Source organism: Streptomyces sp. yr375, assembly GCF_900110755.1.
Lineage (GTDB): Bacteria > Actinomycetota > Actinomycetes > Streptomycetales > Streptomycetaceae > Streptomyces.
In genome coordinates this window covers 40177-65863 of sequence record NZ_FOFF01000006.1, presented here as the reverse complement: position 1 = coordinate 65863, position 25687 = coordinate 40177, and the positions used below count along the sequence as shown (strand labels likewise).

Sequence of the window (25687 nt, the reverse complement as noted above, 5' to 3'; positions counted from 1 at the left end):
AGGTGAAGGAGCTTCGGCGTCGCAGGCAGGACCCCGACCCCCCACACGTACGGTCCGACCAGCCGTCGTGAGCATTCACAGAAAGGCCCCTGCATGCCGCACGCCATTCAGCACGCGGACGCCGCCGTCGACACCGCCGCGGCGGTCCTGGAGACGGCTCTGCGCGGCGGCCCCTTCCATGTGGCGCTGCGTGCCGCGATCGCCGCCCGCGGACTGCCGTTGCAGCGTGTCCAGCACCATCTGTCGCGTTACGGGGTCAAGGTGGGCGTGACGAGCCTGAGTTACTGGCAGCAGGGCGCCCGGCGTCCGCAGCGCCCCGAGTCGCTGCGGGCCGTCCGCGCGCTGGAGGAGATCCTGCACCTGCCGGACGAGTCCCTGATCCGGCTGCTCGCGGAGCCCGACGGCACGGACCACGGCACGGCGGCCGGGCAGTCCGCCGCGGGCCGCTCCTACCGCTCGCTCCTGGCGGCCTCCGGCATCCTCGAACAACTGCTCGGCGAACTGGAGTGCCCCATCGATGGCGGGCTGCACACCCTGGGGCACCACGAGCGGGTCCGCATCGGGGCGCGCCGCGAGCTCCTGGGACGCGAGTCGCAGCACATCGTGCGCGCCCACCGGGACGGCGTCGACCGCTTCGTCGCCGTCCACCACGGCGACCCCGGATGCGCGCCGGACCGGATGACGGTGCACGCCCTGGAGAACTGCCGGGCCGGCCGCGTCCGCCGCCACCACGACACCGGCGTGCTCGTGGCCGAGCTGCTCTTCGACACCCGCCTGCGGGCCGGCGACACCTTCCTCTTCCGCTACGGCGTCGAGGACGGCACCGCCGACGCGTCCCGCGAGTACGTCCGCGACTTCGGCTCGGCGGGCGGTCAGTACGCCCTCCAGATCCGCTTCGACGAGCACGCCCTGCCGGTGCGCTGCCACCGGTTCACCCAGCACTCGGCGGCGGCCCCGCGCGGCGGCCGCCAGGAACTGTCGTTCAGCGGCCGCCACCGCTCGGTCCACCTCGTCGAGCCACGGGTGCGGTCGGGGATGGTGGGCATCGGCTGGGACTGGGAGTGAGCGGCGAAGCGGCGACGGACCTGTGGAGCGGCGACGGACCGGCGGAGCGGGGAGCGGCTCGGCGGTGGACCAGACCGTGGATGGGTCGGCCGTCCGTTCGAGGGCTCGCAAACGTTTACGTAAGCGTTTACGTCCGCCTCCGCATGGGATAGCTTCCCGCCGGAAGGTCAGTGGCCGGAAGGCCGGTGAGCCGCTGAGCCGGTGAGGGGCCGCGAGGTCCGAGGGGCGGGACGAGCACGATGCCGACCATGGCCGACGTCGCACAGCACGCGGGAGTGTCCGTCGCGACCGTCTCGCACGTGCTGAACGACACCCGTCCGGTGCTGCCCCACACCCGCCAGGCCGTCCTGGACGCCGTCGACGCGCTCGGGTACACGCCCAACACCCTCGCCCGCTCCCTGGTGACCTCCCGCACCCGCTCCATCGGGCTGGCGGTGTCGGCGATCGGCAACCCCTGCTTCACGGAGATCCTCCAGGGTGTCGAGGCGGCCGCCCTGGAGCAGGGGTACGGTCTGCTGATCGCCGATCCGCACGACGACCCCGAGCACGAGCGCAGGGCCGTCCGGCTGCTGCACGAGCGCCGCGTCGACGGCCTGATCGTCGCTCCGTCCGCGGACCCGCGCGGGCTTCTCGCCTACCTCACCCGCCACGCCGTGCCGACCGTGCTCCTCGACCGCGTGGTCGACACCCCGGCGGACGGCGTTCCGCGCTTCGACCAGGTCTGCGCCGAGAACGCGGAACCGACGGCCCGACTCGTCGCCCACCTCGCCGCACGCGGCCACCGCCGCATCGCCCTGGTCGCAGGCCGTTCCGGCCTCGGCGCCACCGGCGAACGGATCAGCGGCTACCGGCACGGCCTCGCCACCGCCGGGCTCCCCTACGACGAGCGCCTCGTGGCCCACGGCGACGGCGAGCCGGCCGGCGCCGAACGGGCCACCGCGGCCCTGCTCGCCCTGGCCGCGCCGCCGACCGCGCTCGTCACCGGCGACCACGCGATGACCATCGGCGCCCTGCGCATCCTGCGCGAACGCGGCCTGTCCGTGCCCGAGGACATCGCGCTGTGCTGCCTCGACGACTTCCCCTGGGCGGACCTGTTCTCCCCCCGGCTCACCGCCATCGCCCGGCCCGGCAGGGAGCTGGGCGCCCTCGCCGTCCGGACGCTCCTCGAACGCCTCGGCGCACCCGCCCGCCCGGCGCGGACCGTGCGGCTCGCCTGCTCCTTCGTCCACCGCACGTCGTGCGGCTGCCCGGACGACCCTGCCGAGGAGCGGCCCGCGCCGTCCGGGCGGCACGCGAACCGCGAGAAGCATGCGAAAGGAACCGTCCTGTGATCGTCGTCGCCGGTGAGGCCCTGATCGACCTGGTACCGCAGGGCACGGGTGCCCTCGCGGGATTACAGCCGGCGCTCGGCGGCGGCCCCTACAACACGGCCGTCGCGCTGAGCCGCCTCGGCTCCCCCACGGCCTTCTGCTCCCGCACCTCGCGGGACGCCTTCGGCGAGGCGCTGCTCGGCAGGCTGCGGGAGTCGGGCGTGGACGTGTCCACGGTGCAGCGCGGTCCGGAGCCGACCACCCTCGCGGTCGCCACGATCGACGGGAACGGTTCGGCCGCCTACTCCTTCTACGTCGACGGCACCGCCGACCGCCTGTTCACGGTCCCGGCAGCGCTGCCCACGGGGACCCGCGCGGTGTCCTTCGGCACCTGCTCGCTCGTCCTGGAGCCGGGTGCGAGCGCGTACGAGGAGTTGCTGCGGTCCGCCGCGGCGCAAGGCCTGTTCACCACGCTCGACCCGAACATCCGCCCCGGGCTGATCCGCGACGCCGACGCCTACCGGGCCCGCTTCAAGAGCTGGCTGCCCTCGGTGTCCCTGCTCAAGCTCTCCGAGGAGGACGCCGAGTGGCTGGGCGGGAACCCGCGCGACTGGCTGTCCGCCGGTCCCTCGGCCGTCGTGATCACCCAGGGCGGCGACGGACTGACCGCCTTCACCCGGGACGGCGTCGTACACCCGGTACCGGCTGAGGAGGCGGACGTCGTGGACACCATCGGGGCCGGGGACACCGTGAACGCGGCCCTGCTGCACGGCCTCTCGGTGCTCGACGCGCTGTCGCCGGCAGCGCTCCAGCTCATGGGCACCGCCGGCTGGCGGCACCTCCTGCGGTACGCGGCCCGCGCGGCGGCGATCACCTGCTCCCGAGCGGGCGCGGAACCGCCGTACGGCTACGAACTCGGCGTCTTCTAGCGGCTGTCGGGGCAACTGGCGCTGCCGGGACAAACGGACTGCTGGGACAACGGACGGCGCCCTGCGGGGAGTTCCCGTAGGGCGCCGTCCGTCTGTCGAGCCCGTCAGGCCTTGCGGCCCATGTACTCGTCAGGCCTTGCGGGCCCGGGTCGTCTTCTTCGCCGGGGTCGCCTTCGTCGTCGCCCCGGCGGCCTTCCTGGTCGCCGTGTTGTTCGCGGTCGCCGTCTTCCGCGCCGCGGCCGTCTTCTTCGCCGCCGTCTTGCGCGGGGCCGGGGCCTTCGCCGGAGCCGCGTCGCTGATCCGGTCGGCGCCGAGGACGTCCCGCAGGAACTTGCCGGTGTGGCTGGTCGACACCCCGGCGACCTCCTCGGGCGTGCCCTCGGCGATGACGAGACCGCCACCTGCGCCGCCCTCGGGGCCCATGTCGACGACCCAGTCGGCGGTCTTGATCACGTCGAGGTTGTGCTCGATGACGATGACCGTGTTGCCCTTGTCGACGAGGCCGGCGAGCACCTTCAGGAGCTTGCTGATGTCCTCGAAGTGCAGACCCGTCGTCGGCTCGTCCAGGACGTAGACCGTGCGGCCGGTGGAGCGGCGCTGGAGCTCGCTGGCGAGCTTGACGCGCTGGGCCTCACCGCCGGACAGCGTGGTCGCGGACTGGCCGAGCCGGACGTAGCCGAGGCCGACGTCCTTCAGGGTGTTGAGGTGGCGGGCGATCGCGGGGACGGCCTCGAAGAACTCGGTGGCCTCCTCGATCGGCATGTTCAGGACGTCGGCGATGGACTTGCCCTTGTAGTGGACCTCCAGGGTCTCCCGGTTGTAGCGGGCGCCGTGGCAGACCTCGCACGGGACGTAGACGTCCGGGAGGAAGTTCATCTCGATCTTGATGGTGCCGTCGCCCGCGCAGTTCTCGCAGCGGCCGCCCTTGACGTTGAAGGAGAAGCGGCCGGGGAGATAGCCGCGGACCTTCGCCTCGGTGGTCTCCGCGAACAGCTTGCGGACGTGGTCGAAGACGCCCGTGTAGGTGGCCGGGTTGGAGCGGGGGGTGCGGCCGATGGGCGATTGGTCGACGTGCACGACCTTGTCGACGAGGTCGTCGCCGTCCACGCGCGTGTGGCGTCCCGGAACGTTCCTCGCGCCGTTCAGTTCGCGGGCCAGGTGCGTGTACAGGATGTCGTTGACCAGCGTCGACTTACCGGATCCCGAGACGCCGGTAACCGCGGTGAACACGCCCAGCGGGAACGAGACGTCGATGTCCTGGAGGTTGTTCTCGCGGGCGCCGTGCACGGTGAGCTGCCGGGACAGGTCGCGTGGGCGCCGGATGTCGGGCAGCGGGATGACCTTCTTGCCGGACAGGTACTGCCCGGTCTGCGACTCGGGGTTGGCGAGCAGCTCCTTCAGGGAGCCGCTGTGCACGACCTTGCCGCCGTGCTCGCCTGCGCCGGGGCCGATGTCGACGATCCAGTCGGCGATCTTGATGGTGTCCTCGTCGTGCTCGACGACGATGAGCGTGTTGCCCATGTCGCGCAGCCGGACGAGGGTCTCGATCAGCCGGTGGTTGTCGCGCTGGTGCAGACCGATGGACGGCTCGTCGAGGACGTACAGCACGCCGACGAGGCCGGAGCCGATCTGGGTGGCCAGGCGGATGCGCTGGGCCTCGCCGCCGGAGAGCGTGCCGGCCGCGCGGTTGAGGGAGAGGTAGTCCAGGCCGACGTCGACCAGGAACTTGAGTCGCTCGTTGACCTCCTTCAGCACCCGCTCGGCGATCTTCTTGTCGCGGGCGTTGAGCTTCAACTCGCCCAGGAAGTCCGCGCAGTCGCTGATGGACATGCCGGAGACCTCGGCGATGGACTTGTCCATGACCGTGACCGCCAGGACCAGCGGCTTGAGGCGCGTGCCCTCGCAGGTGGGGCAGGGCACCTCGCGCATGTAGCCCTCGAAGCGCTCACGGCTGGCGTCGCTCTCGGCCTCGCCGTGCCGGCGCTTCACGAACGGGACAGCGCCCTCGAAGGGCGTCGTGTACACGCGCTCGCGGCCGTACCTGTTGCGGTAGCGGACCTCGATCTGCGTCTTGTGGCCGTACAGCAGGGCCTTCCTGGCGCGCTGCGGCAGGCCCGCGAAGGGGATGTCGGTGCGGAAGCCGAGCGCGTCCGCGAGGGCGCCGATCAGGCGGCCGAAGTAGTCCTTGGTGTGGCCGTGCGACCAGGGGTGGATGGCGCCCTCGTCGAGGGACTTGTCCTCGTCCGGAACGATCAGCTCGGCATCGACCTCCATGCGCGTGCCGATGCCGGAGCACTCGGGGCAGGCGCCGAAGGGCGAGTTGAAGGAGAAGGAGCGGGGCTCCAGCTCCTCGAAGGACAGGTCGTCGTACGTGCAGTACAGGTGCTCCGAGAACATGCGCTCGCGCTCGGGGTCGTCCTCGGGGAGGTCGACGAAGTCGAGCACGACCATGCCGCCGGCGAGGCCGAGGGCGGTCTCCACCGAGTCGGTGAGGCGGCGCTTGGCGGACCCCTTCACCGTGAGGCGGTCGATGACCACCTCGATGGTGTGCTTCTCCTGCTTCTTCAGCGTGGGCGGGTTGGAGAGCTGGATGGTCTCGCCGTCGACCCGCGCGCGGGAGTAGCCCTTGGTCTGGAGGTCGGCGAACAGGTCGACGAACTCGCCCTTGCGCTCGCGCACCAGCGGCGACAGCACCTGGAAGCGGCTGCCCTCCGGCAGCTCCAGCACCTTGTCGACGATGGCCTGCGGCGACTGCCGCGCGATCGGCCGGCCGCACTCGGGGCAGTGCGGCTTGCCGATGCGCGCGAAGAGCAGGCGCAGGTAGTCGTAGACCTCGGTGATGGTGCCGACGGTGGAGCGCGGGTTGCGCGAGGTCGACTTCTGGTCGATGGAGACGGCCGGGGACAGCCCCTCGATGAAGTCGACGTCCGGCTTGTCCATCTGGCCGAGGAACTGGCGGGCGTACGAGGAGAGGGATTCGACGTAGCGCCGCTGGCCCTCGGCGAAGATGGTGTCGAAGGCCAGCGAGGACTTGCCCGACCCCGACAGGCCCGTGAAGACGATGAGCGAGTCGCGTGGCAGGTCGAGCGAGACATTCTTGAGGTTGTGCTCGCGCGCGCCACGGACGATGAGACGGTCGGCCACGCCGGTCCGCACCTTTCTTGAGAGAAGGACAGGGGCAGGGCCCCCGTCCTTCTCAGACTAGGGGGAGCCACTGACAACGCCGGTCGGGATTCACCGGTTCACAACAATCCCCGGCCTTCCAGCATGCCCGACGCCGCCACCGACCATATAGCACGTGCATTCGATTTTGGGCTCTGGTCGGCCACCTTCACCCGAAGGGGTGGCGGGGCTAGGGTCAGCAGCATGATTGATCACGCTCATGACCTGGAGTCTGTACATGGCGCGACCGAGCGGCTGCTCACCGCGGTCGCCGGACTGGACAACGCGGCGGTGGCCGAGCCGTCACGGCTGCCCGGCTGGAGCCGCGGTCACGTCCTCGCCCATGTCGCGCGAAACGCGGACGCTCTCGTGAACGTCCTCGAGGGCCGCCCCATGTACGCCGACGCGCAGGTCCGCGACGCCGACATCGAGCGGGACGCCCCGCGCCCCCTGGACGTCCAGCTCGCGGACGTACGGGAGAGCGGGGCCCGTTTCCAGGCGGCGGGGGCGGCGCCCGCGGACTGGTCGCGCACGGTACTGCTGCGCAACGGGGTCGTCGACTCGGCGGCCCGCCTGCCGTTCCGGCGGTGGGTCGAGGTCGAGCTGCACCACGTGGACCTGGGCATCGGCTACGAGCTGGAGGACCTGCCCGAGAAGTTCACCGCGCGGGAGACCGAGTTCCTGGCAGAGCGGTTCGCCGGGCACTCCGACGTACCGCCGACGCGCCTGACGGACGGCACGCGCGCGTGGCACACGGGCCGGAAGGCCGGCGATCCCGACGGCGATCCCGAGGTGACCGTCACCGGCTCCCCCGCGGACCTCCTGGGCTGGCTCGCCGGGCGCCGCGACGGATCCGCACTGACTGTCGAAGGAGGGCCCCTGCCGGCCCTCCCTCCGCTATAGGCTGCCGTCATGACGTACAGCGGAGAGGTGACGGTCGGCGGACCGGCGGACGTGCACGAGCTCAAGGACCTGATGATCACCAAGATCGCGGTCGGCCCGATGAACAACAACGCCTATCTGCTGCGGTGCCGGGCCACGGACGAGCAGTTGCTGATCGACGCGGCCAACGACGCGGAGGCCCTGCTCCGCACGATCGGTGACGACGGCATCGCGTCCGTCGTCACCACCCATCAGCACGGCGACCACTGGCAGGCGCTCGCCGAGATCGTGGCGGCCACGCGCGCGCGTACCTACGCCGGCCGGGAGGACGCCGACGGCATCCCCGTACCGACCGACGTCCCGGTCGACGACGGCGACGTCATCCGGGTGGGGAACGTGGAACTCACCGCGCGCCATCTGGTCGGGCACACGCCCGGTTCGATCGCCCTGGTCTACGACGACCCGCACGGCCACCCCCATGTGTTCACCGGCGACTGCCTGTTCCCCGGCGGCGTGGGCAACACCCGTAAGGATCCGAAGGCGTTCGCCAGCCTGATCCACGACGTCCAGACGAAGATCTTCGACGCGCTGCCGGACGAGACCTGGGTCTATCCGGGACACGGCGACGACACCACGCTGGGCGCCGAGCGGCCGCACCTTCCGGAGTGGCACGCGCGCGGGTGGTGAGTTCGCGGACGGCGGTCTTCCCCGCCGTCCCTACAGGGGGCGCGTGTTGGCGTGTGTCGTCGAATGCGCGCCCCGTGTGCATCGTGTTCACGAGAACGCAACACCCGTTCCCAGAATGCGGACACCTGATGGTGTGACCTCGACAAACAGGGATTTCGCTGCCACTCTCCCGCCATGCACCTCGCCCCACGTGTTCTGCGCCGCGCCGTAGCCGGCGCCACCGTAGCCCTGCTCGCGACCGCCGTCGGCTGCGCTCCGCAGCCTGAGGACAAAACGGCTGCCATGCCTTCCGGTTCGAGCGCGAACACCTGCGCCAAGGGCAAACTCGCCACCCAGTCCTCCGGCAAGCTGACGATCGCGACCGACGAGCCCGCGTACGAGCCGTGGTTCAAGGACGACAAGCCCGCCAACGGCAAGGGCTTCGAGTCGGCCATCGCGTACGCCGTCGCGCAGCAGCTCGGTTACGACAAGAGCGCCGTGGTCTGGCAGAGCGTGCCGTTCAACAAGGCTTTCGCGCCGGGCGAGAAGACCTTCGACTTCGACATCAACCAGGTGTCGATCAGCGCCGAGCGCAAGAAGGCCGTGGACTTCTCGTCCGGCTACTACGACGTGCGCCAGGCCGTCATCGCCCTGAAGGGCACGAAGGCCGCCAAGGCGACGACCGTCGCGGACCTCAAGGGCCTCAAGCTCGGCGCCCAGGTCGGCACGACCAGCCTTGACTACATCGACGACCTGGTGAAGCCGACCCGGCAGGCCGCCGTCTACGCCAAGAACGACCAGGCCAAGTCCGCGCTGAAGAACGGCCAGGTCGACGCCATCGTGGTCGACCTGCCCACCGCCTTCTACATCACCGCCGCCGAGGTGACGGACGCCGAGATCGTCGGCCAGTTCCAGAACCAGGGCGCCGCGCCGGAGCAGTTCGGCCTCGTGCTCGACAAGGGCAGCGCGCTCACCTCCTGCGTCAGCGGCGCCGTGGACGCCCTCCGCGCGAACGGCACCCTGGCGAAGATCGAGCAGCAGTGGCTCTCGGACGCCGTCGACGCCCCTGTGCTCAAGTGACGGTCACGAAAGACGAGTCCGGCCGGGAAGACGCGGACGACAAGGGCGACATGACCGGGGGTGGCCTGGCCGAGGGCGACAAGGGCGCTCCCGCGGACGGCTACACCCCGTCGCGGCGGCGGCTGGAGCGCGAGCGCCACAAACGCGCGCGTGCCCGCCGCGCCACGGCGATCGCGGCGCTCTCGACCCTGGTCACGGGTGTCGTGCTGTACCTGGTCGTCGTCGGCGCGCCCGGCTGGCCGCGCACCAAGGAGACCTTCTTCAACGGGCAGTACGCGCGCGAGGCGTTCCCCAAGGTCCTCGAAGGGCTGTGGCTGAACGTCCGGCTGCTGCTGATCTGCGGCGTCGCCGTGCTGGTCCTCGGCATGCTCATCGCCGTCGCCCGGACCCTGCGCGGCCCGGTGTTCTTCCCACTGCGGGTGCTGGCGGCGGCGTACACGGACTTCTTCCGCGGGCTCCCCCTGATCATCAACCTGATGATCGTGGTCCTGGGCGTGCCCGCGCTGCGACTCCAGGGCGTCACCGTCGACCCGGTGCTGCTGGGCGGTACGGCCCTGACGCTGACGTACTCGGCGTACGTCGCCGAGGTGTTCCGCGCGGGCATCGAGTCCGTGCACCCCTCGCAGCGCGCCGCGGCCCGCTCGCTGGGCCTGAACAACCGGCAGGCGCTGCGCTATGTGGTGCTCCCCCAGGCGGTGCGGCGCCAGGTGCCGCCCCTGTTGAACGATCTGGTGTCCCTTCAGAAGGACACCGGTCTCGTCTCGATCGGCGGCGCGATCGACGCCGTCCGCGCGGCGGACATCATCGTGGGCCGCAGCCTCAACTACACGCCGTACATCGTCGCGGGGCTCGTCTTCGTGGCGCTGACCATCCCGATGACCCGTTTCACGGACTGGGTGACGGCCCGGATGGACCGTCAGCGGGCCCAGGGAGGAACGACATGAGTGACGCTCCGGTGCTGCGGATGGAGTCCGTCCGCAAGACCTTCGGCGACTCCGTCGTCCTGCGGGACGTCGACCTGGAGGTCGCCCCGCACACGGTGACGGCCCTGATCGGCGCGTCCGGCTCCGGCAAGTCCACGCTGCTGCGCTGCGCCAACCTGCTGGAGGACATCGACGACGGCGCGATCTGGCTGGACGGCGAGGAGATCACCGACCCGCGCGCCGACCAGGACGCGGTACGGCGCCGGATCGGCGTGGTCTTCCAGGCGTACAACCTGTTCCCGCACATGACGGTGCTGGAGAACATCACGCTCGCCCCGCGGCGCGTGCACGGCGTCGCCCGTGCGGAGGCCGAGGAACACGCCAGGGGGCTCCTGGAGCGGCTCGGACTGGCCGGCAAGGCGGACGAGTACCCCGACCGGCTCAGCGGCGGTCAGCAGCAGCGTGTGGCGATCGTGCGCGCCCTCGCCGTACGTCCCCGGCTGCTGCTGCTCGACGAGATCACCGCGGCCCTCGACCCGGAGCTGGTGGGCGAGGTCCTGAACGTCGTCCGCGACCTGAAGGGCGACGGCATGACCATGGTGCTGGCCACCCACGAGATGGGCTTCGCCCGCGAGGTCGCCGACCAGGTCTGTTTTCTGGACGGAGGCGTCGTGCTGGAGCGCGGCACCGCCGAGCAGCTCTTCGGCGACCCGCAGCAGGAGCGCACGCAGCGCTTCCTGCGGCGGATCGTGGAGGCGGGCCGACTGTAGGGAGCGCCTGTAAGGGGCGTACGCCTGGAGGCCGGTGCTTACGCGCCGGCCTCGTACGCGCCGGCCCCTTACGCGTCGGTCTTGCCCGCCCCCGCCAGTGCGGCGACGCGCTCCACGCCGAACACGTACCCCTGCACCCCGCATCCCGCGATGACGCCGTCCGCGCGCAGCGAGACGTACGAGTGGTGCCGGAAGGACTCGCGCTGGTGGATGTTGGAGATGTGGACCTCCAGCACCGGCAGGCCGTCGCAGGTGTTGAGGGCGTCCAGGATCGCGACCGAGGTGTGCGAGTAGGCGCCCGGGTTGATCACGATGCCGCAGTGGTTCAGCCGCGCTTCCTGGATCCAGTCGACGAGTTGCCCCTCGTGGTTGGACTGCCGGAAGTCCACCGTGCCGCCGAGCGCGGCCGCCGCCTTGACGCACATCGCCTCGACGTCGGCGAGCGTGTCGGAACCGTAGATCTCCGGCTGACGCTGGCCCAGGAGGTTCAGGTTGGGGCCGTTCAGGATCATGATCGGGGCGTTGGCCAGGGTGCGGGGCACGGTTCCTCCGGTCCGTTCGGGAACGGTCCGTCGAGGACCGCTGCTCGGACCGGTCTATCACGGTGAAACGGCACGGCAGCAGGCCGTGTCCACGCTCCCGTACGCCCCCGTAACCGGCGGTCACCGTGGGTAGTTGACGCAGTATGTACGACGTACGCACCGTGAAGGCGCCCTCCATGCCCCGGCTCGCGGCCGCCTCGCTCGCCGGGACGGCCATCGAGTTCTACGACTTCTTCGTCTACGGGACCGCCGCCGCGCTGGTCCTGGGGCCGCTGTTCTTCCCCACGTTCTCGCCGCTGGCGGGGACCCTGGCCGCGTTCGCGACGTTCGGCGTGGGGTTCGTGGCCCGGCCGCTGGGATCGGTGCTGTTCGGGCACATCGGGGACCGGCGCGGACGCCGGCCCGTCCTCGTCGCCTCCCTGCTGCTGACCGGCGCCTCCACGGTCGCGGTCGGCTGTGTGCCGACGTACGGCTCGATCGGGGTGGCCGCGCCCCTGCTGCTGCTCGTCCTGCGCTTTCTTCAAGGGTTGGGGCTCGGCGGGGAGTGGGGCGGGGCGGTGCTGCTGACCGTGGAGCACGCGCCCGCCGGGCGGCGCGCGCTGTGGTCGAGCTTTCCGCAGGTCGGGCCCGCGGTGGGGTTCGTGCTCGCCAACGGGGTGGTGCTGGCCCTGTCGGCGACGCTGACCGAGGCGCAGTTCGCGCAGTGGGGGTGGCGGGTGCCGTTCTGGGCGGCCGGGGTGCTGGCCGTGCTCGGGTTGTGGCTCAGGTCGTCGCTGCCCGAGAGCCCGCGGTTCCTGGAGATCGACGACCACGCGCGCGTGCCGCTCGCCGAGGTCGTACGCGACCACTGGCGGCTCGTCCTGCTGACCGCGGGTGCGCTCGCCGTCGGGTACGCGATCTTCTACGCCGTGACGACGTGGTCCCTGGCGTACGCGACGGAGCGGCTCGGGGTGAGCCGTACCGTCATGCTGACCTGCATCATGGCCGCCGTGGTGGTGAAGGGGGCGCTGACGCCGGTGATGGCGCTGCTCGGCGACCGCTTCGGCCGGCGGCCGTTGTGCCTGGCCGGATGCGCGGCGGCCGCGCTGTGGATGTTCCCGATGGTCGCGCTGCTCGCGACCGGGGAGCCGCTGCCGATGTTCGTCGGTTTCCTGGGGGCGCTGGTCGCGTTCGTGACGATGTTCGCGGTGATCGCGGCGTATCTGCCGGAGCTGTACGCGCCGCGCGTGCGCTGTACAGGTGCGGCGGTCGGCTACAACCTCGGCGGTGTCCTCGGGGGCGCGCTCACCCCGATCGTGGCGACGGCCCTCGCGGAGCACTCGGGGCGGGTGCCGTGGGGTGTGGGCGCGTATCTGACGGGGATCGCGCTGCTCAGCCTGGGCTGTTTCGCCCTGCTGCCGGAGACCCGGCCGGTGCCGGTGTCGTCCGCGCTGCGGCCGGCTACGGATTGATCGCCAGTTCCAGGTACGCCGCGAACAGGACGAGGTGGACGCCGCCCTGGAGGGGGGTGGCGCGGCCCGGGACCACCGTCAGCGAGCCGACCACGACGGTCAGCGCGAGCAGCACCATGTGGGTGGCGCCGAGGCCGAGGACGAGCGGCCCGGAGAGCCAGATGGAGGCCAGGGCGACCGCGGGGATGGTGAGGCCGATGCTGGCCATCGCGGAGCCGAGCGCGAGGTTGAGGCTGGTCTGCACCCGGTCGCGGCGGGCGGAGCGCAGTGCGGCAATGGTCTCGGGGAGCAGCACGAGCAGGGCGATGATCACACCGACGACGGCGTGCGGCAGTCCGGCGGCCTCGACCGCGGACTCGATGGTGGGCGAGACCCCTTTGGCGAGGCCCACCACGCCGATCAGGGCCAGGCCGAGCAGCCCGAGGCTGATCAGGGCGGTCCGGGAGGTGGGGGCGCCGGCGTGGTCGGCGGCGGTGATCACGTCTCCCTGCCGGGTGACGGGCAGGAAGTAGTCGCGGTGCCGGATGGTCTGGGTGGCCACGAACAGGCCGTAGAGGACCAGCGAGGACAGGGCGGCGAAGGTGAGCTGGACGCCGGAGAACTCCGGGCCCGGTTTGCTGGTGGTGAACGTCGGCAGGACGAGGCTGAGGGTGGCCAGGGTCGCGACGGTGGCCAGGGCGGCGCCGGTGCCCTCCGGGTTGAAGACCGCCGTGCCGTGGCGCAGGGAGGCGACCAGGAGGCACAGGCCGAGGATGCCGTTGCAGGTGATCATCACGGCCGCGAAGACCGTGTCCCTGGCGAGCGTCGAGCTCTTGTCGCCGCCGTCCACCATCAGCGTGACGATGAGGGCGACCTCGATGATCGTCACGGCGACGGCGAGGACGAGGGAGCCGAAGGGTTCGCCGACCCGGTGGGCGACGACCTCCGCGTGGTGAACGGCGGCCAGGACGGCTCCGGCGAGGACCAGGGTCACCAGCGCGACGCCCGCGCCGGGCAGATCGCGCCCCCAGGTCAGGGCCAGCAGGACGATCGCCAGCGCCGGCACGAGGGACGTCCACCGGGTCGTGACCGACCTGAGCCGAGCGATCATGCAGCGATCGTCGCAGAGCCGTAGGGCCTTCGCACTCCGGCTCGGAGGGCCCGGACGGCCCGCGCGACGACGGGGTGAGGAGGCACCGGGAGCGGTGCCCGGCGATGCGCCGTGCACCGCTCCCGGTGTGGTGGTTCCTACGTCGTGCGTGGTCGTCGGTGGTCAGGCGCCGATGCTGTCCTTCGGAGCGCTTTCGCTCGCCGGCTGTGCCGCTTCGGCCGCCGCCTGCTTCTTGGAGGCGCGCAGGCTGGTGATCGTGGTGATGATCAGGACGGAGCAGATGACGCCGAGCGAGACCGGGATGCTGATCTCGGGGACGTGGACCCCGGACTCGTGCAGCGCGTGCAGCACCAGCTTCACGCCGATGAAGCCGAGGATGACCGACAGGCCGTAGCTGAGGTGGACCAGCTTCTTCAGCAGGCCGCCGATGAGGAAGTAGAGCTGCCTGAGGCCCATCAGCGCGAACGCGTTGGCGGTGAAGACGATGTACGGGTCCTGCGTCAGACCGAAGATCGCGGGGATCGAGTCGAGCGCGAAGAGCACGTCGGTCGTACCGATCGCGAGCATCACGACCAGCATCGGGGTCATGACCCGCTTGCCGTTCTGCTCGATCCACAGCTTCGTGCCGTGGTAGCGGTCGGCGACGCCGAAGCGCTTCTCCACCGCCTGGAGCAGCTTGTTCTCCTCGAACTCCTCGTCCTCCTCGTCGGCCCGGGCCTCCTGGATGAGCTTCCAGGCGGTCCAGATCAGGAAGGCGCCGAAGATGTAGAACACCCAGGCGAAGCTGGCGAGGATCGCGGCGCCCGCGGCGATGAAGATCGCCCGCAGCACCAGGGCTATGAGGACGCCGACGAGCAGGACCCGCTGCTGGTACTGCGACGGGACCGCGAACTTCGCCATGATCAGGACGAAGACGAACAGGTTGTCGACGCTCAGCGACTTCTCGGTGATGAAGCCCGCGAAGAACTCGCCGGCGGGCGCACCGCCGCTGAAGAGCAGCAGGCCGAGCCCGAAGAGCCCGGCCAGGGCGATCCATACGACGGTCCAGATCCCGGCTTCCTTGATCGACACGTCGTGCGGCTTGCGGCCGATGAAGAAGTCGACCCCGATGAGGGCCGCCAGGCCCACGATGGTCAGGACCCATAGGGTCACGGAAACATCCACTGCGCCTCCAGCAGTACGTAACGGCAGGTAATCAGCGTCGTCGCGCTGCCGGAGGTCTCTTCCACCCAGAACGGGCCGGCGCCCCGGGATCATGTCTGATCCGTATTGACGGGTACACCGCAGTAGGGAGTACTCCCCTCCGTAGGGAAAACAGTACCTCAATCACCAAGAAAAGGTAAAGCGATAGGCAAAAGAAGTACCAAGTCCCCAGGTCGGGGCTTCTTTACGTGTACTTGGTGCGAGCCGTCGCCACTTGGGCGAGGACCTGCTGGAGCACCTGGCTGCCGGGCGGCACGAGGGCCGGTTCGTACGTCCAGGCGTGTCCCACCCAGGGGTCGGCGAGGTGGTCCTCGGGCACCGGCGTCAGCCGCAGCAGCCCCCGCCACAGCGGGTCCAGCAACGGACCGTAGTCGTCGGCGTCCTCCCGGTCGGCGACCATCATCAGGTGGACGCCGACGGCGGGGCCTTCGTCCGCGAGGTAGCGCAGTTGGGTCACGGCACGGTCGTCGAAGCCGTGCGGGAAGTCGTTGACGACCAGGAGCTGCTGGGCGGTGTCGAAGCCGGGCGGGAGCGAGTCGGCCGCGCCGCCGCGCACCGCCATGTGCACCAGGTCGACGCGCTCGGTGAGCCGGCCCAGGAGCGCCGCGACGCCTGCCGCGCCGGCGGCGGGCGGGGCCGCGAGCACCCCGGTCCGCACCAGCGGCGTCAGTTCCCGGGCGCCCGAACCGGCCGGGTCGACGACGTGCACGGTGAACTCGCCCGCCGGGTGCACCGCCAGCAGCCGGGCGATGTGCGCCACGGCCGACTCCATGGCCAGGCGCCGCAGTTCGCGGGAGTCGGCGAACGACCCGGACGAGGCCGTCGTCCCGCTGTCGATCCACAGGCCGCGCTCGAGCGGGAGGCGCACCAGCATCGGGATGCGCAGCGGGTCGCTCTCGGGCAGGTGGAGGTCGCCCAGGCGCACCGCCATGGGCATCTCCATGGGGACGCGGTAGGCATGCCAGACGGGGTTGTCCCAGCGCGCGTACGCGGCGGGCAGCGCCGGTTCGACGACGTCGGCCTCGGCGCCGAGCTGGCCGAGATCCCGGTCCAGGGCCTCCCGGGCCCGGTCGACGAGCTGGGCGTGTTTGGCCTGCGCCGCCTCGCGGGCGGCGTCGCCCTGGCCGCCGATCCTGCTGCGCGGGTCGGACAGGGCCTGGTCGAGTTCCTTGTCCAGCCGCGCGTCGGCGAAGTCGACGGCGCTGCGGAACGCGGCCGTGCTGCGGGCCAGGTCCTCGAACATGCCCCAGACCTGGTTGTAGAGCCGCTCCTCCATGGACCAGCCGGTCGCGTCACCCGCCACCGGCCGGGCGGGCTGCCCGGGCTGGGCCGGGGGCGCGGTGGGCGGCGGAGGTGGCGGCGCGCTCTGCCGGCGCGGGTGGCTGTAGTCGATCGGACCGCCGGTGGCGGGTGCCGCGGGCGACGTCGTGTGGGTGACCGCGGGCTCCGTCGGCGTGCTCCCCGCCGGGTGGCCGGTTCCCGGTCCCGAGGGGCCCTGCGGATCCTGGGCCGGGCCGTACGGCCCGTACGGGCCGGTGGAACCCTGTGTGCTGCCTTGGGTGCCTTGCTGCGGGCCGTACGGTGAGCCGCTCTGGTCGGGGCCGAGTGCGGACGCGGCCGCCTGCCGGGAGCGGTCGCCGTCGGCCGTACGCGGCGGCGGCGCCGGTACCGAGCGGGCCAGGCCCTGGGCGACGGCGTCGTGGATACCGGCCGCGAGCCGGTGTGCCTGGGGCAGGCCCTGGTCGGTGAGGAGTTCGGCGAGGCCGCCCGCGTAGCCCTGGCCGACGGCGCGCACCTTCCAGGCGCCCTGTCGCCGGTACAGCTCCAGTGCGACGACCGCCGACTCCGCGTCCAGGCCGGTGAGGGTGTAGGTGGCGACCTCGGTGCCGTCGAGCCCGGTGACCGCGACGAAGGGGGCCGCGACGGAGCCGAAGCTGCTTGGTCCCCCGGCGCCCGTGGGCAGTGCGAGCAGGACGGCGATCCGGTGCACGGCAGCAGGCATGGCGTCCAGGTCCACCGCGAGGCGGTGGTCGGCGGCGGCCTGCCGGGAGACCTCCAGGCCGGGCAGCGTGGGCACGCCCGGGTGGGCCACCCATTCGACGCCGTGGACCTTGCCGTTCTCGTCGCCGAGCGTGGCCGCCGCCACCACTGGTCGGCCGGCCGAGACCCGGATCTCGAGCCGGACCTGGGAGAGCGGGTGGTTCTGCCCCCGCACCAGCTCGGCCGTCATCGCCTGTCGTCCCCCTGCGTCGCGTGTGGTGTCGTCGGGTGCCGCTCGCCGTCTACAGCGCGGGCAGGATGGCGGGCATCAGGTCCTGGAAGGTGCGGCCGTTGGCCGGCGAGCCCAGGGCCGTCATGTTCCAGCCCGCGCCCACGCGGTGCACCTTCGCCATGATCTGCGCCGTGTACGCGCCGCCGCCGGCGAGCGTGTAGCGCGCGAGCTCCTGGCCGTTGGTCTCGTCGACCAGACGGCAGAACGCGTTCTGCACTTCCTGGAACGTCTGGCCGGTGAAGGAGTTCACGGTGAAGATGATCTGGTCGATGTGCACCGGCACGCGCGCGAGGTCGACGAGGATCGCCTCGTCGTCGCCGCCCTGGCCGACACCGCCGACGAGGTTGTCACCGGTGTGGCGGACCGAGCCGTCGTCGCTCACCAGGTGGCGGAAGAAGACGACGTCGACCGGCTGCTTGTCCGCGAACAGGACGGCGGAGGCGTCGAGGTCGATCTCCCGGGTCCGGGAGCCGAACAGGCCGCGCCGCGGGGCCGCCTGCCAGCCGAGGCCCATGCGCACCGCGGTCAGACTGCCCCCGTCGTGCTTCTGCAGACTGATGGCCTGACCCTTGGTCATGTTGACGGTCACGCGCTGATTCCTCTCTCGGACTGTCCCCTGTTGCCGCGGACCCCGCGGTTGACGGAAACCCTACGCAAAGCCACTGACAATGCCCCACCCAGGCCCGCACTTTGTGTCGGTCTTGCAACACAGCATGTGCGCGGCCCGGGCACAGCGGCCACACGGGTCCGTCAGGCCAGACCCGCCTCCCTCATCTGGCGCAGTTCCTTCTTCATCTCGGAGACCTCGTCGCGGATCCGGGCGGCGACCTCGAACTGGAGGTCCGCCGCGGCGGCCCGCATGCGTTCCGTCATCTCCTCGATCTGTCCGGCGAGTTCGGCCGCGGGACGGTCGGTCGGCACCGTCTCCTTGGCCCTGCCCTTGGCCGTCTTGGACTTCGCGCCCTTGGCCGCCTTGTCGCCGAGGGAGGGCACCGGGGCCTTGGTGCCCCGCCCGTCCTTCTTCGCGCGGTAGCCGGAGCCGAGCAACTGCTCCGTGTCGACCTCCTCGCGGGCGATCTGCGCGACGATGTCGTTGATCTTCTTGCGGAGCGGCTGCGGGTCGAGGCCTTTCGCCGTGTTGTAGGCGACCTGCTTCTCCCGGCGGCGGTTGGTCTCCTCGATGGCCCGCTCCATCGCCGGGGTGATCTTGTCGGCGTACATGTGGACCTGGCCGGAGACGTTGCGCGCCGCGCGGCCGATGGTCTGGATCAGCGAGGTGCCGGAGCGCAGGAAGCCCTCCTTGTCGGCGTCGAGGATCGCCACCAGGGACACTTCGGGCAGGTCGAGGCCCTCACGCAGCAGGTTGATGCCGACCAGGACGTCGAACTCGCCGGAGCGCAGCTCGCGCAGCAGCTCGATACGGCGCAGCGTGTCGACGTCGCTGTGCAGGTAGCGCACCTGGATGCCGAGTTCCAGGAAGTAGTCGGTGAGGTCCTCGGCCATCTTCTTGGTGAGTGTGGTGACCAGGACGCGTTCGTCCTTCTCGACGCGCTCCCGGATCTCGTGCACCAGGTCGTCGATCTGCCCCTCGGTGGGCTTGACGACGACCTCCGGGTCGATGAGGCCGGTGGGGCGGATGATCTGCTCCACGACGCCGTCCCCGCGCGAGAGTTCGTACTTGCCGGGCGTCGCCGACAGGTAGACGGTCTGTCCGACGCGCTCCTGGAACTCCTCCCACTTCAGGGGCCGGTTGTCGAGCGCGGAGGGCAGCCGGAAGCCGTGGTCGACGAGGGTGCGCTTGCGGGAGGCGTCGCCCTCGTACATGGCGCCGATCTGCGGGACGGTGTTGTGGGACTCGTCGATGACGAGCAGGAAGTCGTCCGGGAAGTAGTCGAGCAGGGTGTTCGGCGGGGAGCCGGGCAGGCGGCCGTCGAAGTGCATCGAGTAGTTCTCCACACCGGAGCAGGAGCCGATCTGGCGGAGCATCTCCAGGTCGTACGTGGTCCGCATCCGCAGCCGCTGGGCCTCCAGGAGCTTGCTCTGCTTCTCCAGCTCGGCCAGCCGCTCGCCGAGCTCCTTCTCGATGTCGTTGGCCGCCCGCTCCAGGCGCTCGGGGCCCGCGACGTAGTGGGTGGCCGGGAAGACGTACAGGTGCTCGTCGTCGCTGATGATCTCGCCGGTCAGCGGGTGGAGTGTGGACAGGGCCTCGATCTCGTCGCCGAACATCTCGATGCGGACGGCGAGTTCCTCGTAGACCGGGAAGATCTCGATGGTGTCGCCGCGCACCCGGAAGGTGCCGCGGGTGAACGCCAGGTCGTTGCGCGTGTACTGGATGTCGACGAAGCGGCGCAGCAACTGGTCCCGGTCGAGTTCGTCGCCGACTCTGAGGGGGACCATCCGGTCCACGTACTCCTGTGGAGTACCGAGGCCGTAGATGCAGGAGACCGAGGCGACCACGATGACGTCCCGGCGGGTGAGCAGCGAGTTGGTCGCGGAGTGGCGCAGGCGCTCGACCTCCTCGTTGATCGAGGAGTCCTTCTCGATGTAGGTGTCCGACTGCGGGACGTACGCCTCGGGCTGGTAGTAGTCGTAGTAGGAGACGAAGTATTCGACCGCGTTGTTCGGCAGCAGTTCGCGGAACTCGTTCGCCAGTTGGGCGGCCAGGGTCTTGTTCGGCGCCATCACCAGGGTGGGGCGCTGGAGCTTCTCGATCATCCACGCGGTGGTCGCGGACTTTCCGGTGCCGGTCGCGCCGAGCAGGACGACGTCCTTCTCGCCGGCCTCGATGCGCCGGGACAGCTCGGCGATGGCCGCAGGCTGGTCGCCGCTGGGCTGGTAGGGGCTGACGACCTCGAAAGGCGCCACCGTGCGTTCGATGTGGGAAACGGGCCGCATGCCATCCACCGTACGACCCCCCACTGACAACGGGGTCCGATCAGGCGTTTCGCGGCCGCGGGCCCGGGGGTTCGCGGCCGGAGGACTCAGCGGTTCTGCGGGGTGCGGGACTCGCGGTGGGCCACCTTCCGGCGGCCGCGGAGCTGGGCGCGGCGCGAGGGGTGCGGGACCGGCGGATGGGCCGGGACGCCGGGTTTGTGCTCGGCGGGGGTCCAGTCGGGCTTGCCCATGACCATGAGCGGGTCGAACACCACGACGGCGCCCGCGAGGCAGAGGAAGGCCAGGGGCCCGATGAGCATCGGCGCGAGGAGGGAGGTGGCCGAGTCGCCCGTGGCCGGGGCCCCGGCGCCGTGCAGATGGACGCTGAGGGCGGCCATGCCGGTGTAGTGCATGCCGGTGACGGCCAGTCCCATGACGAGGCTGGCGCCCACGCTCCACAGGAAGCCCCTGACCTGCCCCGCGGCCCACAGGGCGGCGGTGGCGGCGGCCATCGCGATGGCGACGGAGGTGGCCACGGTGAGCGTGTTGTACTCGAGGTTGCCGTTGAAGCGCATCCCGGCCATGCCCAGGTAGTGCATCGACGCGATGCCCAGGCCGGTGAGGGTGCCCCCGGTGAACAGGGCGGTCCCGGTCGCGCCCTTGTAACCGACTATGAAGATCCCGACGCCCACCATGACGATGGCGATGCCGAGGCTGGCGAAGGTGGTCGCCTTGTCGTAGTGGATCGGGGCGCCCTTGACCGTGAAGCCGATCATCGCGATGAAGTGCATGGTCCAGATGCCCGAGCCGATCGCCGCCGAGCCGAGGGCGAGCCATCCGGGGCGCCAGGAGTGGGCGACCAGCAGCGCTCTGGTGGTGCAGCGCAGACCTAGGGCACCGCCGAGGCAGGCCATGAAGTAGGCCACCAGCGGGGTGACGAGTCCGTAGCTGAAACCGTCGACCGTGCCGTGCATGCGCGGTTGCCCTTCGCCCTGTTGCTGAATTTCCCTGAACACGCCCCTCCCGGGACCGCTGAGCGCGGTCAAGGCTGAGAGAGAGTATGGACCCCACCGGAATGGTCGAACGATTTTCCGGCAAAGAAACACGCCCTTGACCCACATGTGCGGCATCCGTGAGCGGCCTCGGGCGTCTCCTTTCCGGCTACGGCCGTCCCACACTCCCCCGCCGTCACTCTTCTGCTGTCAGAGTTGAGCTGTACGTGATCGCCCGATGCGAGGAGTGCGTATGCACGCGCGCGTAGTTGCCGCCACGACCGCCGCCGCGGTCCTGGGCGCCGTCGCCCTTCTGCTCCCCGTCCACGACGCCCGGGCGGGCATCGCCTCCCGGCCCTCGGTGATCGCCCACCGGGGCGCCTCCGCCTACGCCCCCGAGAACACCCTGGACGCCGTCGACGAGGCCGCATCGCTGGGGATCCTCTGGGTGGAGAACGACGTGCAGCGCACCAAGGACGGCGAGCTGGTGGTGATCCACGACGACAGTCTCCGGCGCACGACCGACGCCGAGAAGGTGTTTCCCGGCCGCGCGCCCTGGAAGGTGAAGGACTTCACCGCGGCCGAGATCGCACGGCTCGACGCGGGGAGCTGGTTTCACACCGCGCACGCGGGCGCGCGCGTGCCGACGCTGAAGCAGTACGTCGACCGGGTCGAGCACAACCACCAGAAGCTGCTCCTGGAGGTCAAGAACCCCGAGCTGTATCCGGGGATCGAGCAGCAGACCCTCAAACTGCTGGGCAACGAGGGCTGGCTCGACCAGCGGCACCTTGCCAACCGGCTGATCGTGCAGAGCTTCAGCGCCGACAGTCTGCGCACCGTCCACGAGCTGAGGCCGGCGGTGCGGACCGGCCTGCTCGGTATGCCGGCCGTCGCGGACCTGCCCCGGTACGCGGGTTTCGCCGACCTGATCAACCCGTCGCGCGCCTCGCTCTCCCAGAGGTACGTCTCCGCCGTGCACGCGCTGACCGGACCGCACGGCAGGCCGATCGGGGTCTTCGCCTGGACCGTCGACGACGCCGCGACCGCCCGGACCGTCGCCGGATACGGCGTCGACGGCGTCATCTCCAACAAGCCCGACGTGGTGCGCCGGGCCTTGTACTGGTATTGACGTCATCCCGTCGTCCCGTCCGTCGTCCGGCGGTCCCGGGGCGTTGTCAGTGGCAGGTCGTACGGTGGGCGCATGGACAGCCATGGGCAGTACGAGCAGCAGGTCGTGTGGACCGTCGTCGGTACCGACATCGGTCCGTTGTTGCTGGCCGCGACCCGCGAGGGTCTGCTCAACGTCGTGTTCCACGCCACCGACGCGGTGCGGGACAAGGCACTCGACCGGCTGGCGGGCCGGCTGGGCACGGAGCCCGTCGAGGCGCCCGACTCGCCGCTGCTGGCCGAGGCGATACGGCAGGTCGAGGCCTACTTCGCGGGTGAGCGGCGCGCCTTCGAGCTGCCGTTGGACTGGTCCCTGATCGCGGGCTTCAACCGGCAGGTGCTGCGCGAACTCGCCTCGGGCGTCCCGTACGGGGCGGTCGTCGGCTACGGCGATCTGGCCAGGCGGGTGGGGCAGCCGGGGGCGGCGCAGGCGGTGGGGGTGGCGATGGGTTCCAATCCCCTGCCGGTCGTGGTGCCCTGCCACCGGGTCGTGGAGAGGGACGGCGGCATCGGCGGCTTCGGCGGCGGTCTGGAGACCAAGCGGAAGCTGCTGGCGCTGGAGGGAGTCCTGCCCGAGCCGCTGTTCTGAGGGCCGCCCCAAGGGCCGTTACGAGGCCTTCCACGGCGCTGCGAGGCGTTACCAGGCCTTCCAAGGCGTTCCGAGGTCTGGGCTGGGCTGACAGCAGGGGGGAGACTGCGCCGGTGACCACACTTCTCACACATCAGTACGGCCGCGCCGTGATCAGGCGCGAGCTGTGACCGCCGTGGAGCGCGCCGCCATGGCGCCCTTCGACACCGAGTCGCTGCCCGCGCTGCGGCGCCGTACGACCGCGGTGCTGGTGGCGAGCCAGATCCTCGGCGGGCTCGGTGTCGCCACCGGCATCGCGCTGGCCGCCGTACTGGCCCGGCAGGTCAGCGGCAGCGAGGCACTGTCCGGGCTCGCGCCCACCGCGACCGTCGCCGGGACCGCCGTGCTGTCGATACCGATGGCGGCGCTGATGACCGCGCGCGGGCGTCGGCCCGGGCTGGTGCTGGCCTATCTGGTGGGCGCGCTGGGCGCCGGGGTCGTCGTGGTGGCGGCGCGCGCCGGGAGCTTCCCGTTGCTGCTGTGCGGCATGGCCGCTTTCGGCGCGGCCTCCTCGGCGAACCTTCAGGCACGGTTCGCCGCCGCCGACCTGGCCGAGCCGCACCGCCGGGCCCGGGCCATCTCCCACGTCGTATGGGCGACCACCATCGGCGCGGTCCTCGGCCCGAACATCGCCGCGCCCGCCGGCCGGAGCGTCGCCGGGCTCGGGATACCCGAGGCCGCGGGGCCCTTCCTGTGGGCGGCCGGGATCTTCGTCATAGCGGCGGTCGTGGTGGCCGTACTACTGCGCCCCGACCCGCTGCTGACGGCCCGAGCTCTCGCACCGGAGGAGGAGCGGTCCCCCGCAGCGCGTTCCCTGCGGGCCGGTCTGACGGCCGTTGCCGCCTCGCCCCGCGCGCGGCTCGCGCTCGTGACGGTGGCCGTGTCGCACACGGCGATGGTCTCGGTCATGTCGATGACCCCGCTCGCCCTCACCCGCCACGGCGCGGGCATCGATCTGATCGGGCTGGTCATCAGCGGGCACATCGCGGGCATGTACGCGTTCGCGCCGCTGATGGGCCGGCTCGCGGACCGGGTGGGGCGGCTCTCGGTGACGGGGCTCGCGGCCGGGCTGATCGCCCTCGCCCTGTTCCTGGCGGGGACGGCCGGCGACAGCCACGGGCAGACCGCCGCCGGGCTCTTCGTGCTCGGCCTGGGCTGGTCGGCCGGGCTCGTATCGGGTTCGGCGCTGCTCACGGACGCGGTGCCGCAGTCCGCGCGGGCCGCCGCCCAGGGGCTCTCGGACCTCACCATGAACACCTCGGCGGGGGTCGGCGGAGCGATCGCCGGGCTCGTGGTCGCGCGGGCGAGCTACGCGTGGCTCAACGCCGCCGCGGCGACTCTGCTCGTCCCGCTGGCCGCCCTGGTGCTGTTCACCTGGAGCAGGAACAGGGGCAGGAACGGGGACGGGGACGGGGCCGATACGGCGGGCGGGAGCGCGACGGGGCTGGCTCAGTCGTAGTCGTAGTCGTAGTGCCGAGCTGTGCGTGCATCCGAGACGGGGACGCCACGCGCCGCCGTCGGCAACGGTGTGGTCGAGACGGGTCGAGTGGTCCGTCATGCGTCCCAGGCCGGTGTCGTCCCCCACAGAAAGCGAGGGTTTGACCGGACGTGCCGACCGCCAGAGATGAAGGGGAGAGACGACGGACAGGAGGCGGGCGCGTGGTGCTGATGGTGTCGGATGAGGTGCGGGACGCGATCGACGCGCGTCGACCCGTGGTGGCCCTGGAGACCACGATCATCTCGCACGGGCTGCCCCGCCCGCGCAATCTGCAGGTGGCGCTGGAGCTGGAGGCGGCCGTACGCGCGGAGGGCGCCGTACCGGCGACGATCGCGGTGCTGGACGGGCGGCCGCACGTGGGCCTGGACAAGGAGCAACTGGAGCGGGTCGCCAACGAGGACGGGTTCCGCAAGCTGGGCCATCGCGACCTGCCGCTCGCGGTGGCCTCCGGGGCGAGCGGGGCGACCACGGTGTCGGCGACGGCGCTGCTGGCGACGCTGGCGGGCGTGCGGGTGTTCGCGACGGGCGGACTGGGCGGGGTGCACCGGGAGTGGACGCTCACCCAGGACGAGTCGGCCGACCTGGGGCTGCTGGCGAGCACCCGGATCACGGTGGTGTGCGCGGGGGTGAAGTCGATCCTGGACGTGCCGGCGACCCTGCAGCGGCTGGAGACGCTGGGCGTCGCCGTCGCCGGGTACGGCACCGACCGCTTCCCCGGGTTCTACCTGTCCGACTCGGGCCATCCGGTGGACTGGACGCTGGAGACCCCGCAGCAGGTGTCCGAGGTGATGCGGGCTCAGGACGCGCTCGGGGGGCCGGAGTCGGCGCTCATCGTCGCCAACCCAGTGCCGGAGCAGGAGCAACTGGATCCCGAGCTGCACGCGCGCGTGCTCGCCGACGCGCTGCACGCGTGCGAGGAGGCGGGCGTCACCGGCCAGGGCGTCACGCCGTTCCTGCTCGACTACCTGGTCCGGCACACGGACGGGGCGTCCCTCGACGCCAATCTGGCGGCGGTGCGCGGCAATGTGCGGCTGGCCGCGCGGATCGCGGCGGCGTGGGCCGAGGCGTGACCGGCGGGCGACCGGACAGGCCGGAGGGAGCGGACGGGGCGGAGGGACCGCACGGGGCAGACGGACCGGAGGGGGCGGACGGTGGTCGCGACGGCCCGGTTCTAGGGCCCGAG

21 protein-coding genes are annotated in these 25687 nt (G+C 71.2%); 13 read left to right on the top strand and 8 right to left on the bottom strand.

The window, feature by feature from the left end:
- Nucleotides 1-93 precede the first annotated feature (93 nt).
- The 3 genes from BMZ82_RS08930 (at nt 94) to BMZ82_RS08920 (ending at nt 3304) form a co-directional block, all read left to right on the top strand.
- Nucleotides 94-1065: a hypothetical protein gene (locus tag BMZ82_RS08930; RefSeq protein WP_093773530.1), complete on the top strand. Its 972-nt coding sequence runs from the start codon at nt 94-96 to the stop codon at nt 1063-1065.
- A gap of 239 nt (nt 1066-1304) precedes the next feature.
- Nucleotides 1305-2396, top strand: a complete 1092-nt coding sequence (locus BMZ82_RS08925) for a LacI family DNA-binding transcriptional regulator (protein WP_093773528.1) — start codon at nt 1305-1307, stop codon at nt 2394-2396.
- On the top strand, nt 2393-3304 hold the full coding sequence (locus tag BMZ82_RS08920) for a carbohydrate kinase family protein (protein ID WP_093773526.1): 912 nt from the start codon (nt 2393-2395) through the stop codon (nt 3302-3304). Before BMZ82_RS08925 ends, BMZ82_RS08920 begins: the two co-directional genes overlap by 4 nt.
- Nucleotides 3305-3433: 129 nt before the next feature.
- Here the strand turns inward: BMZ82_RS08920 and uvrA are convergent, their stop codons facing one another.
- Nucleotides 3434-6448: an excinuclease ABC subunit UvrA gene (gene uvrA / locus BMZ82_RS08915; protein WP_093773851.1), complete on the bottom strand. Its 3015-nt coding sequence runs from the start codon at nt 6446-6448 to the stop codon at nt 3434-3436.
- 222 nt (nt 6449-6670) lie between these two features.
- Between uvrA and BMZ82_RS08910 the strand changes: the two genes are divergently transcribed.
- The 5 genes from BMZ82_RS08910 to BMZ82_RS08890 all read left to right on the top strand — a co-directional run bounded on the left by BMZ82_RS08910 (nt 6671) and on the right by BMZ82_RS08890 (nt 10787).
- Nucleotides 6671-7369 (top strand): maleylpyruvate isomerase family mycothiol-dependent enzyme, encoded by a 699-nt coding sequence (locus BMZ82_RS08910; RefSeq protein WP_093773524.1) that lies wholly within the window; start codon nt 6671-6673, stop codon nt 7367-7369.
- 9 nt (nt 7370-7378) lie between these two features.
- A complete protein-coding gene (locus BMZ82_RS08905) occupies nt 7379-8035 on the top strand; it encodes an MBL fold metallo-hydrolase (protein WP_093773522.1) in 657 nt (218 codons plus the stop codon).
- A gap of 174 nt (nt 8036-8209) precedes the next feature.
- Complete coding sequence (locus BMZ82_RS08900) at nt 8210-9094, top strand: ABC transporter substrate-binding protein (protein WP_093773520.1); 885 nt, start codon at nt 8210-8212, stop codon at nt 9092-9094.
- Nucleotides 9091-10038: an amino acid ABC transporter permease gene (locus BMZ82_RS08895; protein WP_093773518.1), complete on the top strand. Its 948-nt coding sequence runs from the start codon at nt 9091-9093 to the stop codon at nt 10036-10038. The genes BMZ82_RS08900 and BMZ82_RS08895 overlap by 4 nt, the downstream gene beginning before the upstream one ends.
- A complete protein-coding gene (locus BMZ82_RS08890; RefSeq protein ID WP_305729203.1) occupies nt 10035-10787 on the top strand; it encodes an amino acid ABC transporter ATP-binding protein in 753 nt (250 codons plus the stop codon). The genes BMZ82_RS08895 and BMZ82_RS08890 overlap by 4 nt, the downstream gene beginning before the upstream one ends.
- A gap of 68 nt (nt 10788-10855) precedes the next feature.
- On the opposite strand, the gene aroQ is transcribed toward BMZ82_RS08890, so the two are convergent.
- Complete coding sequence (gene aroQ, locus BMZ82_RS08885; protein ID WP_093773516.1) at nt 10856-11329, bottom strand: type II 3-dehydroquinate dehydratase; 474 nt, start codon at nt 11327-11329, stop codon at nt 10856-10858.
- Nucleotides 11330-11472: 143 nt separating this feature from the next.
- Here aroQ and BMZ82_RS08880 point away from each other — a divergent pair, with 143 nt between their 5' ends.
- Nucleotides 11473-12780, top strand: a complete 1308-nt coding sequence (locus BMZ82_RS08880; protein WP_256251824.1) for an MFS transporter — start codon at nt 11473-11475, stop codon at nt 12778-12780.
- Here the strand turns inward: BMZ82_RS08880 and BMZ82_RS08875 are convergent.
- The 6 genes from BMZ82_RS08875 to BMZ82_RS08850 all read right to left on the bottom strand — a co-directional run bounded on the left by BMZ82_RS08875 (nt 12770) and on the right by BMZ82_RS08850 (nt 21193).
- Nucleotides 12770-13870, bottom strand: coding sequence for a calcium:cation antiporter (locus BMZ82_RS08875; RefSeq protein ID WP_093773514.1), 1101 nt, complete (start codon nt 13868-13870; stop codon nt 12770-12772). The genes BMZ82_RS08880 and BMZ82_RS08875 overlap by 11 nt on opposite strands.
- 162 nt (nt 13871-14032) lie before the next feature.
- A complete protein-coding gene (locus BMZ82_RS08870; protein WP_093773512.1) occupies nt 14033-15034 on the bottom strand; it encodes a TerC/Alx family metal homeostasis membrane protein in 1002 nt (333 codons plus the stop codon).
- A gap of 223 nt (nt 15035-15257) precedes the next feature.
- On the bottom strand, nt 15258-17303 hold the full coding sequence (locus BMZ82_RS08865; RefSeq protein ID WP_093773510.1) for a TerD family protein: 2046 nt from the start codon (nt 17301-17303) through the stop codon (nt 15258-15260).
- A 52-nt stretch (nt 17304-17355) separates the two neighbouring features.
- Nucleotides 17356-17934 carry a TerD family protein gene (locus BMZ82_RS08860; protein WP_093773508.1) on the bottom strand — a complete coding sequence of 193 codons (579 nt, stop codon included), beginning with the start codon at nt 17932-17934 and terminating at the stop codon, nt 17356-17358.
- 161 nt (nt 17935-18095) lie between these two features.
- Nucleotides 18096-20240, bottom strand: coding sequence for an excinuclease ABC subunit UvrB (gene uvrB / locus BMZ82_RS08855; protein ID WP_093773506.1), 2145 nt, complete (start codon nt 20238-20240; stop codon nt 18096-18098).
- A gap of 86 nt (nt 20241-20326) precedes the next feature.
- Nucleotides 20327-21193, bottom strand: a complete 867-nt coding sequence (locus BMZ82_RS08850) for an MHYT domain-containing protein (protein ID WP_093773504.1) — start codon at nt 21191-21193, stop codon at nt 20327-20329.
- Between the two features lie 271 nt (nt 21194-21464).
- Between BMZ82_RS08850 and BMZ82_RS08845 the strand changes: the two genes are divergently transcribed.
- The 4 genes from BMZ82_RS08845 to BMZ82_RS08830 all read left to right on the top strand — a co-directional run bounded on the left by BMZ82_RS08845 (nt 21465) and on the right by BMZ82_RS08830 (nt 25574).
- The gene (locus BMZ82_RS08845; protein WP_093773502.1) at nt 21465-22340 is read left to right on the top strand and encodes a glycerophosphodiester phosphodiesterase; all 876 of its coding nucleotides are present in this window, start codon (nt 21465-21467) and stop codon (nt 22338-22340) included.
- Nucleotides 22341-22412: 72 nt separating this feature from the next.
- Nucleotides 22413-22967, top strand: coding sequence for a methylated-DNA--[protein]-cysteine S-methyltransferase (locus BMZ82_RS08840; protein ID WP_093773500.1), 555 nt, complete (start codon nt 22413-22415; stop codon nt 22965-22967).
- Nucleotides 22968-23157: 190 nt separating this feature from the next.
- Nucleotides 23158-24465, top strand: coding sequence for an MFS transporter (locus BMZ82_RS08835; RefSeq protein ID WP_093773845.1), 1308 nt, complete (start codon nt 23158-23160; stop codon nt 24463-24465).
- A 200-nt stretch (nt 24466-24665) separates the two neighbouring features.
- Entirely contained in the window at nt 24666-25574 is a 909-nt protein-coding gene (locus BMZ82_RS08830; RefSeq protein ID WP_093773498.1) for a pseudouridine-5'-phosphate glycosidase, read from the top strand.
- The last annotated feature ends 113 nt before the right edge of the window (nt 25575-25687 follow it).

Bases quoted from the DNA above. Each gene is read 5' to 3' on its own strand.
- BMZ82_RS08930 (WP_093773530.1), top strand. From the start codon at position 94: ATGCCGCACGCCATTCAGCACGCGGACGCCGCCGTCGACACCGCCGCG.
- BMZ82_RS08925 (WP_093773528.1), top strand. From the start codon at position 1,305: ATGCCGACCATGGCCGACGTCGCACAGCACGCGGGAGTGTCCGTCGCG.
- BMZ82_RS08910 (WP_093773524.1), top strand. From the start codon at position 6,671: ATGATTGATCACGCTCATGACCTGGAGTCTGTACATGGCGCGACCGAG.
- BMZ82_RS08905 (WP_093773522.1), top strand. From the start codon at position 7,379: ATGACGTACAGCGGAGAGGTGACGGTCGGCGGACCGGCGGACGTGCAC.
- BMZ82_RS08900 (WP_093773520.1), top strand. From the start codon at position 8,210: ATGCACCTCGCCCCACGTGTTCTGCGCCGCGCCGTAGCCGGCGCCACC.
- BMZ82_RS08890 (WP_305729203.1), top strand. From the start codon at position 10,035: ATGAGTGACGCTCCGGTGCTGCGGATGGAGTCCGTCCGCAAGACCTTC.
- BMZ82_RS08880 (WP_256251824.1), top strand. From the start codon at position 11,473: ATGTACGACGTACGCACCGTGAAGGCGCCCTCCATGCCCCGGCTCGCG.
- BMZ82_RS08875 (WP_093773514.1), bottom strand. From the start codon at position 13,870: ATGATCGCTCGGCTCAGGTCGGTCACGACCCGGTGGACGTCCCTCGTG.
- BMZ82_RS08865 (WP_093773510.1), bottom strand. From the start codon at position 17,303: ATGACGGCCGAGCTGGTGCGGGGGCAGAACCACCCGCTCTCCCAGGTC.
- uvrB (WP_093773506.1), bottom strand. From the start codon at position 20,240: ATGCGGCCCGTTTCCCACATCGAACGCACGGTGGCGCCTTTCGAGGTC.
- BMZ82_RS08850 (WP_093773504.1), bottom strand. From the start codon at position 21,193: ATGCACGGCACGGTCGACGGTTTCAGCTACGGACTCGTCACCCCGCTG.
- BMZ82_RS08845 (WP_093773502.1), top strand. From the start codon at position 21,465: ATGCACGCGCGCGTAGTTGCCGCCACGACCGCCGCCGCGGTCCTGGGC.
- BMZ82_RS08840 (WP_093773500.1), top strand. From the start codon at position 22,413: ATGGACAGCCATGGGCAGTACGAGCAGCAGGTCGTGTGGACCGTCGTC.
- BMZ82_RS08835 (WP_093773845.1), top strand. From the start codon at position 23,158: ATGGCGCCCTTCGACACCGAGTCGCTGCCCGCGCTGCGGCGCCGTACG.